At 67.9% G+C, this 12,294-nt stretch carries 10 protein-coding genes; 3 read left to right on the forward strand and 7 right to left on the reverse strand.

Features of this window, described 5'->3' with window-relative positions; all coding sequences use genetic code 11:
- Positions 1–25: 25 nt before the first annotated feature.
- The 5 genes from flgB to KOR34_RS22705 form a co-directional block, all read right to left on the reverse strand.
- Positions 26–460 (reverse strand): flagellar basal body rod protein FlgB, encoded by a 435-nt coding sequence (gene flgB / locus KOR34_RS22685; RefSeq protein WP_146568410.1) that lies wholly within the window; start codon positions 458–460, stop codon positions 26–28.
- A gap of 231 nt (positions 461–691) precedes the next feature.
- A complete protein-coding gene (locus KOR34_RS22690; RefSeq protein WP_146568411.1) occupies positions 692–2,092 on the reverse strand; it encodes a sigma-54-dependent transcriptional regulator in 1,401 nt (466 codons plus the stop codon).
- Positions 2,089–2,988, reverse strand: coding sequence for a sensor histidine kinase (locus tag KOR34_RS22695; protein ID WP_146568412.1), 900 nt, complete (start codon positions 2,986–2,988; stop codon positions 2,089–2,091). Before KOR34_RS22695 ends, KOR34_RS22690 begins: the two co-directional genes overlap by 4 nt.
- 4 nt (positions 2,989–2,992) lie before the next feature.
- Positions 2,993–3,484, reverse strand: a complete 492-nt coding sequence (locus tag KOR34_RS22700; RefSeq protein ID WP_146568413.1) for a flagellar export chaperone FlgN — start codon at positions 3,482–3,484, stop codon at positions 2,993–2,995.
- 19 nt (positions 3,485–3,503) lie between these two features.
- The gene (locus KOR34_RS22705) at positions 3,504–6,059 is read right to left on the reverse strand and encodes a tetratricopeptide repeat protein (protein ID WP_146568414.1); all 2,556 of its coding nucleotides are present in this window, start codon (positions 6,057–6,059) and stop codon (positions 3,504–3,506) included.
- A gap of 146 nt (positions 6,060–6,205) precedes the next feature.
- Here KOR34_RS22705 and KOR34_RS22710 point away from each other — a divergent pair, with 146 nt between their 5' ends.
- The 3 genes from KOR34_RS22710 to KOR34_RS22720 all read left to right on the forward strand — a co-directional run bounded on the left by KOR34_RS22710 (position 6,206) and on the right by KOR34_RS22720 (position 10,786).
- Positions 6,206–7,453, forward strand: a complete 1,248-nt coding sequence (locus KOR34_RS22710; RefSeq protein WP_197531676.1) for an LptF/LptG family permease — start codon at positions 6,206–6,208, stop codon at positions 7,451–7,453.
- 209 nt (positions 7,454–7,662) lie between these two features.
- Complete coding sequence (locus KOR34_RS22715) at positions 7,663–9,348, forward strand: sensor histidine kinase (protein WP_146568416.1); 1,686 nt, start codon at positions 7,663–7,665, stop codon at positions 9,346–9,348.
- Positions 9,349–9,403: 55 nt separating this feature from the next.
- A complete protein-coding gene (locus tag KOR34_RS22720; RefSeq protein WP_228714743.1) occupies positions 9,404–10,786 on the forward strand; it encodes a sigma-54-dependent transcriptional regulator in 1,383 nt (460 codons plus the stop codon).
- Between the two features lie 6 nt (positions 10,787–10,792).
- On the opposite strand, the gene KOR34_RS22725 is transcribed toward KOR34_RS22720, so the two are convergent.
- The gene (locus tag KOR34_RS22725) at positions 10,793–11,923 is read right to left on the reverse strand and encodes a sodium ion-translocating decarboxylase subunit beta (RefSeq protein WP_228714744.1); all 1,131 of its coding nucleotides are present in this window, start codon (positions 11,921–11,923) and stop codon (positions 10,793–10,795) included.
- Position 11,924: 1 nt separating this feature from the next.
- Positions 11,925–12,236, reverse strand: coding sequence for an OadG family protein (locus KOR34_RS22730; protein ID WP_146568417.1), 312 nt, complete (start codon positions 12,234–12,236; stop codon positions 11,925–11,927).
- Between the last annotated feature and the right edge of the window lie 58 nt (positions 12,237–12,294).

Consider the following 12,294-nt stretch of genomic DNA (forward strand, 5'->3'; position numbering starts at 1 on the left):
GTGGTGACTCGGCGGCCGGGCTACGCTACACCTGCCGCTCGCTGATGGCCGCCCGGAGCTGCCGGAACTGGCTGTTCATCAGGTTGACCGCTAGGTTGTGCTGCGCGTGGTTCTTGCTGATCTCGGCGATCTGGTGTTCGAGGCTGACGTCGACGCCGTCGTGACGGAGGATGCCTTTGAGCGAGTCCTCCACCTTGGCGAAGGCGTCGTAGTTGGTGGTAGACGCGGCCCCGGTCGCGCCGGACGCCGCGGACTGCCCGGGGCTGGCCGGCCGTCGGCTCTCCTCGATCGCCTGCTTGAGGTTTTCTTGGAACAACTCCGGAGACAAGTCGCGGGTCTTATAGCCGGGCGTGTCAAGGTTCGCAATATTGCCCGCCAACACGCCGTGGCGTGCTTGCGCGAAGTTCACCACCTGCTCGAGCACCGGCAGCGTGGACGAGTTGAAGATGTTGGCGGCCATAGCGGTGTGACGCTTCGGGTAGGGGGTGGGGACGTGGTTCGGGCAGCGACCTCGCCCCCCGGCGATCAAAGCAAGCGGCGCGCCATCGCACGGGCGCGGGCCGCCTTTCGTTTCGCAAGTCGTGGCGGTTTCACCAGATCGCCACGCCGCGCGTATTGTCCGTCTCTTCCCGGGCCGGGTGCTGTCGGCAGAACCTGCCGACGGTGCCGGCAGGATCTGCCGCTGGTCGCGCTACGCCGACCGGGCGAGTTGTTTCTCACCGGGCGGAACGCCGTAGTCACGCAGCTTCCCGCTGAGCGTGCGCACACCGATGCCGAGGGCCGCCGCTGTCCGCGCGCGGTGCCCGTCGTTGCGTCCCAGTGTCGCCAGGATCACCTCGCGTTCGACCTCGGCGAGCGTTCTATCTGAGGCAAGCGTTTTGTCTGCGGTGGGCGTTGTGGGCGATGGGGGCGATGGGGCCTGCTCGGCCACCGGACCCAGCCACGGGCGGATAAGGTCCGCGCAGATGTCGTCCGACTCGGAGAGCACGCACGCTCGGGTGATGATGTTCTGCAGCTCACGCACGTTGCCTGGCCAGTGGTACGTCATCAGCAGGTCACGCGTGGGGTCGGAGAGTCGCCGGTCGCGTCCGAGCCGGGCCGCCGCCTGTGCGGCGAAGTGCTCGGCGAGCAGCAGCACGTCCTCGCCGCGGTCGCGGAGCGGGGGCGCGGTGATTGGAACCACCGCCAGTCGGTAGTACAGGTCCTCACGGAAGCGGCGCGCCCGGACCTCTTCCTCTAGTCGCCTGTTGGTGGCGGCGATCACCCGAGCGTCGAGCGGCGTGGCCTCGCTGGAGCCGACCTTCTCGAACATCCGTTCCTGCAGCACCCGCAGCAGCTTGGCCTGCAGGTGGGGGCGGATCTCGGTGACCTCGTCCAGCAGGATGGTGCCTCCGCGGGCCGCCTCGAAGCGGCCCACCCGGTCTGCGTCCGCACCGGTGAACGCGCCCTTGCGGTGCCCAAACAGCTCGCTCTCCGCGAGCTGTTCCGACAGCACCGGGCAATTGACGCCCACCATCGGCCCGTCCGCCCGCCGGCTGAGCGAGTGCATGGTCTGGGCGATCAGTTCCTTGCCGACGCCGCTCTCTCCACAGACTAAGACGGTCTCGTCGGTGGGGGCGATCAGCGCGATCTGGTCGAGCAGCCGGCGCATGGCGGGGCTCTCGCCCAGGATCCGCGGAGCAGCGTCGCCCACGTCGGCGATGGCGCGCCGCTTGGCGGCCCGTGCGACGCTGGCCTCCAGCCGGTCCACGTCGAACGGCTTCTCCAGGTAGTCGAACGCCCCAACCCGCATCGCGTCGACCGCCGTCTGCACGCTGGCGTGGGCGGTGATCATCAGCACCTGGCACGCGTGCCCGCGGCGGCCGATCTCCTCGATGAACTCCAGGCCGTTCATGCCGGGCATCTGCAGGTCGGTCACCACAACGTCCGGCTCGCGGTCACGCATGTGGGCGAGCGCCTCGACGGCGCTGGCGCACTGCTCGACCGCGTAGCCGGCGCAGGACAGCACGTCCGCCACCGAGCGTCGGGCCGCGGCGTGGTCGTCCACGACCAGGACCTTCGCGGTTGGGGTAGTTGGCGTCGGGTCGCTCACGCGGCGGCCTCCATGGCGCGGCGGGGGATCTTCAGCGTGAAGGCGGCGCCGCCTTCTGGGCAGTTGATCGCGGTGACCTTGCCGCCGTGCGACTCCGCCACGTGGAACACCACGGACAGGCCCAGGCCGGTGCCCTTGTCCTTGGTGGTGTAGAACGGCTCGAAAAGTCGGCGTTTCTGCTCGGCGGTCAGGCCCGGTCCGCTGTCGGCGACTTCCAGCTCGAACTGGGCGACGCCGTCGTAGCCGGTGACGACCAGCTCGCCGCCGTCGGGCATGACGTCCATCGCGTTGAGCACCAGGTTGAGCACAGCGCGGCGGATCATCTCGCGGTCGGCCGTCAGCACCGTGTTGGGCGGCACGTCGATGTCGACGTCGATGCCCTGCGCCTCGAGCTGCGGCGCCATCGATTCGCAGACCTCTTCGACGAGCGAGCAGACCAGGAAGCTGTGCCATTGCGGCTGACGGTGGGCGGTGAAGCTGAGTAAATCGTTCACGGTAGCATCCAGGGCGGTGAACCCTGCCTCAACGTGAGAAAGGATGTCCAGGCTCTCCGGCTGATCCGAGAGCCGCCTCCGCAACAAACTCAGGTAGAGATTGACCGGCACCAGGTTGTTGCGGACCTCGTGCGCGACGTGCGACGCCATCTGACCGAGGTCGGCCAGGCGGTTTTTCCTCGCGAGTTCTTGGTTCTTGATCTCCAGCTCGTTGCTGAGCCGTGCCACCTCGGTCTGCAGCACCGCGTGCGTCTGCTCCAGACGCAGGGTGGCGTCGTTCCAGGCGGCCAGCAGGCCGGCGATGTCATCGGCGCCGGGGGCTTCCTCGGGGGGCTCGGCGCCCACCACACGCAGCCGGGGCCGCGGCGGTTCGTAGGTCTGGTTTTGCTGGGCCGGCTGCATGGGGCTAGCTTCCTGTTGATAGGTCGATGCTCTCGGCGGGCGGGCCCTGGTCGAGCGGGACCGGCGCCGCGCCGCGGCGTGCCTGCCGTCCGTACGCGCCGGCCGCCTGGTGCGCCGAGTGCGCGGTTCTCAGCTGCCGCGCGACCTGGTCTCGCTGGGCGGCGATCGCTTGTTCGTGGGTCCGCTCCATCTGCACCACCGCGTCGAGGAGCCGGGCGCACTCGGCGGCGTCCGCCGCCGCCGCCGCGCGGTGCTCGGCGGTCGGCCACGGCCGGGCGTCCGGGTCCTGCTCGCGGAAGGGCGCCAGCGCACGCTCGGTCTGCTGCAGGGCGGTCAGCAGGGTCTGCTTGGCGCCCAGCAGCTTGAGCAGCAGCGTGGCGTCGCCCCCACCCACCAGTTCGCCCTGGCGGACGCCGATCTGGTGCAGCTGCGTCAGCACCTGCCGCTTCTGGCGGAGGAGCTCGGCGAGTTGTTCGGTGGTGGCGGCGGTTGTCATGAACGGGGCCTGGCGGGTGTCACCAGGTCTGCATCTCGTTGAGCATTGCGTCCCACTCGTTGCGGGACAGGTTGGTCGTGGTGGCGAAGTCGGTGTCGCGGGGCATCTGGTCAAGCAGGCCGATCGCCCGCACGATCTGGCCACGGGCCTTGATCGGGTCGTCCAGTCGGCGCCAGCACTGGGAGATCTGAACCAGCACCTCGAGGATGATTGGCTCGTCCTGGAACTGTGCGGACAGGTCCGAGTACGCCTGCACGGCGGCGGTCAGGTGTTCCTTGGCCTTGGCCTGGTGTGCGGCGGTGATCTCGGCCTTGCCGTCGTTGGCGGTGCGGGCGGCCTCGTCCTGCTCCAGAACACCGAGCTGGAACAGCACTGTGCCCTTAAACATGTAGCAGTTGCGGATCATCGCCCGTTCGACGGTGCTCCAGTTGGACTGCAGGGCGATCTCGCGTCGCACCCGCTCGTAGTACTCCAACGCGGCGCCCAGGTCGTCGTTGATGTCGTTGTAGTTGCGTTCGCGTTCGTTGACGGTCTTGGCCTCGGCGTAGCGCTTGAGTGGGGCGTCGGCCGCGTAGCGGTAGGCCTCGGCCACGAGGTACTGGGCGAGCCGCGTCTGCGGGTTGTCGGGGTACCGAAGGATTGCTTCTTCTAGGTGCTCGATCGCCTCGGCGTACTGCTGCTGCGAGTGGAGCAGCCGGCCTAGCTCGAACTTGGAGTCACGCCACTCGGGGCTCTGCGGCGCGAGCGTGCTGCCGATCAGGTTCTGATTGAGCAGCACGCGGGCGCGGTCGGCTTCGTTCACGTCCCGGTAGGCGCGGGCGCACTCGAGCCGGGCGGCGTACACGGCCGCGTCCTGGGAGTGGAACTCGATGCACTCGTTGAAGGCGTCGATCGCGCCGGCCGGTTTGTCCAACGCGAGCAGCGTCTGCCCAAGCCGCAGCAGCGCGAGCGCGTTCCGCTGCTGGGGTTCGTTCTTGAGGTAGTGCCGGATCACGCGGAGGGCGCTGGTGTAGCTCTGCCCGTTGAAGTACGCCTCGCTGGCCTCCCACATGTGCTGGGTGTACCGCTTGTCGGCGAAGCGGCTGTCGGCCAGCAGCTCGTAGTTCACGCCCGCTTCGCGGAACTTGGCGCGTCCCTCGTCGCGGAGCTCTTCGGCGGCCCAGGGCTCCTGGTCGGCCCTGGCCAGCAGCCGCTCGCCCCATGCGGCGTATGTGTGGGCCTTGAGTTCAAGCTGCTGGTTGCGGCTGAAGACAGGGTACATCCGCTCGACGATCTCGGCCGCCGCGTGGTGCTTGTCCTGCGCAACGAAGCCCGAATGCGCAGCGAGCAGCAGTGCGCGCAGCTGGGACAGCGGGAGCAGCTCGCTGCGGTAGCTGATGGGGTCGTTGATGGAGTCCATGGCCACTCGGTACTTCTGCACGGCCAGCTCGTCTTCGTTGAGGGCCTGGTACATCTCGCCCTCGGCGACCGCGGCGGCGACGCCCTCCGGCTCCTGGCCGTGGGTCTGCTGGACCTCGTCGAGCAGCGCCAGCGCCTCGTTCGTCTTGCCCTGCAGCCTGCGTAGCTGGGCGCGGAGCAGCTGGTTGGCGCCGCGGCGGGTGGCGAGCTTGTCCGCCTGCCAGGCCTGGTCCAGGAGCCGCTCGGCGTTGTCTACCAGTTCATCGACCCCCTGCGGCTGTTGACCGGTTCCGGCCGCTTGCTCGAGTTGCTTCACCACGATCTGCGCCTCGACCAGCAGCCTGCGGGCCGGGCCTTCGGCGGGGTCGGACTGTTCGAGGGCTTGGACGGCTTCTTCAAACCGGCCGGCCGCCGATAGGGAGAGCGCCTTGAGGACGATCGCCTGCGACCGCTCCGGCTCTTTCAGTTCGGTGGTGGCCAGCGCCCGGTCCAGGTGCCGCAGCACCAGGTCGTAGATCGGCTGCTCCGAGTAGAAGTGCGCCTCGGCGACCAGGCGGTGCATGTCCTCCACGCGTTCAGGATTGGCGGCCAACGCCTCCTCGAGCACGGCCACGCCCTTCTTCAGCTGGTTGCTGCGGATCAGCGATTTGCCCAGCAGGTACTGGCCCTCGTGCTCGCGGCCGGGCGGGAAGCCTGCTTCGCGGGCCTTGGTCAGGTAGCCGGCAGCCAGCAGGTAGCCGCGGCGGCGGTGCTCGGGCGAGAACTCGGTCGCCGAGCGGGCCGCCTTGACGGCGCCCAGCACGAACAACGGCCCGCCGACCTCGTTGGGGTCGAGGTTGCCGTTGGCCTGGATCTGCAGCACCAGGTCCTCGGCGTACTCCAACTCTCCGTCGTCCAGAGCCTTCAGGGCCCGCTCGACCGTGGCGGCCTGGTAAGGCGCGGCCATATCGGCCAGCACCAGCCAGCCGGCCATCGTCGCGGCCGCGGTGACGCCCAGCAGCCCGCCCACGATGAGCGTCCGCTTGGGGTGCTCCTTGGCCCAGTCGCGCAGCCGCTGCATCCGCCCGGCTGCGGGCGGCGCGTCGGCGTCGGATTGGTTGGGGGCGGTGTCGGCCACGGGCGGTGATGACTTGAGCATTTCTTGGAGAAAGATCCGCGCGGCTTGTACAAGACCCATCGTTGGGCTGTCAATGCGCGTTGCCCGCCGGCCGCCGCGGCCTGGCCGCAGTGCTAGCGGCGCTCGATTGTCGTTCACGCGGCGCGGCGCGGCTGCTAGACTCTCCGGCCACGCCCTCGACACCTAATTGCCCCACCGCCCGCCCCGTGCGTATCCTCACTCGCTACGTGCTGCTCGATCTGGTGCAGGTCTTCCTGGTCACGCTGATCGGGATGACCACGCTGGTGTTCGTGGCGCTCGTCGGCAAGGAGGCGATCGACCGGGGCATGGGCCTGGGCCCGATCGTCAGGCTCGCCCCGTACATCCTGCCGCAGGCGATGCAGTTTGCGGTCCCCGGCGCCCTGCTGCTGGCCACCACCAACGTGTTCGGCCGCCTTTCCGCATTCAACGAGCTGGTGGCGGTCAAGTCGATGGGCATCTCGCCGTGGGCGATAGCATGGCCGACCATCGTGTTCGCCGGCGCGGTGAGCCTGGCGGCCGTCGCGCTGAACGACATCGCCGTTTCCTGGGGCCGGCTGGGTGTGGAGCGGGTGTTCCTCGACTCGCTGGAGGAAGTCATCTACGGCAAGCTCCGCGTCGACCGCGCGTATACCGACCGCAAACTCAGCATCACCGTGCAGCGGGTGGAGGGGAAGAAGCTGATCCGGCCGGACGTCTCGCTGCAGGACTCGGGCGATGGCCAGGCTTGGAACGTCACCGCCGACTGGGCCGAGATCGGCTCGCAGCCCGGCAGCCGGCAGATGGTGATCCGGTTCTTCAACGCGATGGTGGACGGCCCGACCCGTGTGGCGTACCCCGAGACCTTCGAGCTGGCGGTAGACCTGGGCGCGTTGTTCGGGGCGGACAAGTCGAATCGCCGCATCTCGACTTACGCGCTGGCGGAGATCGGTCCGGCCATCTACAAGACCGAGGCCGATATCGAGCAAATCAACAACGACATGTCCGCCCGGGCGGCCTACGCGATGCTGACCGGCGAGTTCGAGCAGGTCTCTAAGGCGTCGTGGGACGCGCGGAACCAGGACCTGGCAGCCGCGAGGTTTGACCTCAACCGCCTGCATGTCGAACCTTACCGGCGTTGGGCGGGCGGGTTCTCGTGCCTGGCGTTCGCGATGGTGGGCGTGCCGGTCGCGATGATCATGCGGAAAAGCGACTTCTTGGCGAGCTTCTTCGTCTGCTTCGCCCCGATCCTGATTGTCTACTACCCGCTGCTGATGGTCAGCGTCGACCAGGCCAAGGGGGGCAAGTTCCCGCCACAGGCCGTGTGGGCCGGCAACCTGGTGCTGCTGGCGTGCGGCGCGTTGCTGATGCGGTCGGTCATCTACGACCGCGACCGGATGATCTCGGCAATGGGGTCGGCGCTGATCAGCTGGGTCCCCAGGTTGGCCAAGAACTAGCGTGGGCTGTGTGCCGGCCCGCGAGCTAGCACCCCAGCGCAGCGATTCGACGCAATCTGAGCGCAAGGCGAGATCTTCGGCGATTCTGTGCTTGTAACTTTTTCAGGGCACTTGCTACACTGCCCGCCAGCGCGGGGAGGCTTCATGGAAGAAGCCCGCCGCAACGCTTCTCTACCAAGCGACGAAGCCGCGACAAGGAGGTCGCCAGCGTGCTCACACACCTGCCTATCCGGGATAAGCTCCGCGTCGGCCTCGGCCTGTTGGCGGTCAGCACGCTCACGCTGTTTATCGCCGCGATCTACGGCCTGTACGCGTACCGCGGCCTGGTCAAGACGCTCAGCGCCCGGTCTACCGAGCTGCCGCTCGCCAACGAGCTCAGTCATCACGTCGGCGACCTCCGGGTGGTGCTCGCCAAAGCGCGGGAACGCATCGCGGCTATCGACCGGGATAAGAAAAACGAGTCGAACCTGCTGGCCGCCAACGAGACGGATGAGATCTTCAACCCGGCCGAGGACATCTACCTGCTGTCCCAGGCGGGCGACGACCCGTGGGACCTGAAGATGCTGCGCGAGGAGTACCGCAGCAAGTTCGAACAGATCCAGGACAAGCTGGCCGAGTACAGCGAGCAGCTCGACGAGAACCGTCGACACGAGAGCACCGGCATCAGCGACGACCGCCTTGAACGGGAGACATTGACCCGAGTCAACACGATACTGGCGAAGATCCGCAGCGAGCAGCAGGACGACCAGCTGATGTTCGACGAGCTGAGCGACGACTCCGCCCAGCTCGACCAGCTCGAGGAGTCGGTCGAGTCGCTCCGTGCGCTTGTGGCCGAGCTGCCCAGCCACCTGCACCAGCGGCTGCACAAGCTGGCGGGCGAGGTCCGCACGCAGTACCACGTGGCGATCCCGCTGGCGTGGGTCACCGCTATCTTCGTGGCGGTTCTGATGGTGATGTCGATCCAGGTGTTCCGCCACACGGTGGCGCGGCCGCTGCACCAGCTGGTTGAGGGCGCCCGTGAAGTCGGAGCCGGCAACCTGGAGTACCGGGTGTCGCTCGCCACGACCGACGAGATGGGCGAGCTGGCCGACGCCATGAACGCCATGACCGCGCAGTTCAAGGAAACCCGCGACGACCTCGACCGCCAGGTGCAGCAACGCACCCGCGAGGTGGTCCGCAGCGAGCAGCTGGCGAGCGTCGGCTTCCTGGCGGCCGGCGTCGCGCACGAGATCAACAACCCGCTGGCGTCGATCGCGATGTGCAGCGAGTCGCTCGAGGGGCGGCTGGCCGAGTTCCTGAACCCCGACGAGACCGGCGGGCCTGAGTGGGACGTCGTCCGCAGCTACCTCGAGATGATCGGGCGCGAGGCGTTCCGCTGCAAGCAGATCACCGAGAAGCTGCTCGACTTCTCGCAGACCGGCGACTCCCAGCGGCACGCCACCGAGATGCGCGAGCTGGTTGCCGGCGTCATCGAGATGGTCCAGCACCTGGGCAAGTACCACAACAAGCACGTGCTGCTGCAGGAGGGCCCGCCCGTGGTCGCGGACGTCAACCCGCAGGAGATGAAGCAGGTGATCCTCAACCTCGTGACCAATGGGCTCGACAGCCTCGACCCCGGCGGCCGCGTCACGGTGGGCGTCGAGCCGCACGCCGGCGGGGCGCGCGTGGTCGTGACCGACGACGGCTGCGGGATGAGCGACGAGGTCATCAAGCACCTGTTCGAGCCGTTCTTCACCCGCCGCCGGAGCGGGCAGGGGACCGGCCTGGGGCTGTCGATCACCTACCGCATCGTCGAGGAGCACGGCGGCAAGATCGAGGCCGCCAGCGACGGCCCCGGCGCCGGCAGCAAGTTCACCGTTACGCTCCCCCGCGAACCGATGTCCGCGGCCGCTTAAGGCCGACGCGCTAAACCTGAGTCACCAACCGACCGAAACGATACACGCCAGCACAATGCCCGACCCCAATCAGAGTACCGAAGGCCTGTCCCTGCTGTTCGCCGACGACGAGCGGTCGCTCCAGGAGCTGATGAAGCTCGAGCTGCCCCGCATGGGCCACACGGTCACGGTCTGCCCCGACGGCGAGACCGCGGTCGCGGCGATCGAGAAGAACAACTACGACTGCATCATCGTCGACCTGGACATGCCCGGCCTGACCGGCATCGACGTGATCGCAAAGCTCAAGGAGCAGTCGCCCGACACCGAGGCCGTGGTGCTGACCGGCAAGAGCACCACCGAGAGCGCCATCGCCGCGCTGCGGTACGGCGCGTTCGACTACCTGACCAAGCCGTGTAAGCTGGTCGAGATCGAGGCCCTGCTGCGCCGCGTCAGCGACAAGCGGAAGCTCACCAAGCAGTACCACGCGGTCAAGCGTCGGCTGGAGAGCATCGAGGGCGCGCCACGTCTAATTGGCGACTCGAAGCCGATGGAGCAGGTGCGGCGGCTGATCGGCCGGGTCGCGCCGACCGAGTCGACCGTGCTGATCCGCGGCGAGACCGGCGCCGGCAAGGAGCTGGTGGCCCGCGCCGTGCACGACCAGAGCGACCGCGCCGCCGCGCCGTTCGTGGCGATCAACTGCGGCGCCCTGCCGGAGACCCTCATCGAGAGTGAGCTGTTCGGCCACGCCAAGGGCGCGTTCACCGGCGCCGACGAGCACCGCGTCGGTCTGTTCGAGGTCGCCAACGGCGGCACGATCTTCCTCGACGAGATCGGCGAGCTCCCCAAGGCGATGCAGGCCAAGCTGCTCCGCGTGCTTGAGAGCCGCGAGATCCGCCGCGTCGGCGAGAATAAGTCCGTGTCGATCAACGTGCGGGTGGTCTGCGCAACGCACCGCAACATCGAGGAGATGGTCGCCGACGGAGAGTTCCGCGAAGACCTGATGTACCGCATCAACACGTTCGAGATCTACCTGCCGCCGCTCCGCGAGCGGACCGACGACATCCCCGAGCTGGCCGTGCACCTGCTCAAGCGGTTCCGCCCCGGCGCCAAGCCGATCGAGCAGCAGCTCAGCGACGACGCCATCGAGGCCCTCACCTCGCACGTCTGGCCGGGCAACGTCCGCGAGCTGGCCAACGTGATCGAGCACGCCACGATCCTGTGCGACGAGGGCCCGATCTACGCCGAGCACCTGCCGCGGCACTTCGGCAAGCGGCAGCTCACCTCGGCGGCCAAGAGCCGCGGGCCGATGACCCTCCGCGACATGGAGATGGAGGCCATCCACGAGTCGCTCGAGCGGCACGACGGAAGCAAGCCCAAGGCCGCCGACGAGCTCGGCATCAGCCTCAAGACGCTGTACAACAAGCTCAACAGCGAGGGCGCCGCGAAGAACGTGGCTTAATCCGCTCTAGCCGCCCGTCAGCACCGACCACAGCACGCCGGCCGCCACGGCCGAGCCGATCACGCCCGCCACGTTGGGCGCCATGGCGTGCATCAGCAGGAAGTTGTGCGGGTCCTCTTTCTGGCCGACCATCTGCACCACCCGGGCCGAGTCCGGCACCGCCGACACGCCGGCGGCGCCGACCAGCGGGTTGATCTTGTGGGTCAGGAACAGGTTCATGAACTTGGCGAACAGCACGCCGCTGGCCGTGGCGATCGCGAACGACAACGCCCCCAGCCCGAAGATCTGCAGCGACTGCTCGGTCAGGAAGTTCTGCGCCTTGGTGCTAGCGCCGACCGAGAAGCCCAGCAGGATTGTGACGATGTCGATCATTGCGGTGCGGGCCGTGTTGGCCAGCCGCTCGGTGACCGTGCTCTCCTTCAGCAGGTTGCCGAGGAACAGCATGCCGATCAGCACCAGCGCGCCCGGCGCGATGAACGTGCAGATCAGGAACGCCGCGATCGGGAAGATGATCCGCTCCCGCTTCGACACGTGCCGCGGCGCCTTCATCCGGATCAGCCGCTCCTGGCGGGTGGTCAGCAGCTTCATGATCGGCGGCTGGATCACCGGCACCAGCGCCATGTAGCTGTACGCGGCGATCGCGATCGCGCCCAGCAGCTCGGGCGCGAGCTTGGCCGCCAGGAAGATGGCGGTCGGGCCGTCGGCGCCGCCGATGATGCCGATCGCGCCGGACTGCTCCGGGGAGAACCCCAGCCACATGGCGCCCAGCAGCGTCAGGAAGATGCCCATCTGCGCCGCCGCGCCCAGCAGCACCAGCTTGGGGTTGGACAGCATGGTGGAGAAGTCGGTCATCGCGCCGATGCCCAGGAAGATCAGCGGCGGGAAGATGCCCTGGCTCACGCCAAAGTAGATGTAGCTCAGCACGCTGCCCTCGTCGTACACGCTCAGGCCCATGCTCGGGTCCGACGGCACGTTGCCGACGATCGCGCCGAAGCCGATCGGCAATAGCAGCAGCGGTTCGTAGTCCTTGATGATCGCCAGCGCGATGAACACCAGGCCGATCAGGATCATCACCGCGTTGCCGAACGTAAGCTGGGCGAACGCGGTGGTCTCGAGGAACTTGTAGAGGATCTCCACGTTACGGCTTCCCTCCCTGCGAGCGGGAGTGGACGGCGAAGCCGATCGCCGCGATGACGGCGCCGTCGTCCGCGGCCGACGCGGGGGCGGAGGCGGGCGCCGACGGCGCAGCGCCGTGGTGGTGCCCCGCCGACTCGGGGAACCACGGCTCGATTGCCGCCAGCACCTTGGGCAGAGCCGCGATAAACAGCGTGATCGCCGTTAGCGCGACAAACACGATCAGCATGCCTGTGATCGAGATCGCCAGCCCGTTGCCGTCGGCAACGCCTTGCCAGCCGCTCGACTGAGCCAGTATCGGAAGCAGCAGAGTCATTCAGTCAGCCTGTGCAGAAGGGGTGAGCGGGGGCGTCGGCCGGTCGGGCCTGGGTCCC

Source organism: Posidoniimonas corsicana (genome assembly GCF_007859765.1).
GTDB classification, from domain to species: domain Bacteria; phylum Planctomycetota; class Planctomycetia; order Pirellulales; family Lacipirellulaceae; genus Posidoniimonas; species Posidoniimonas corsicana.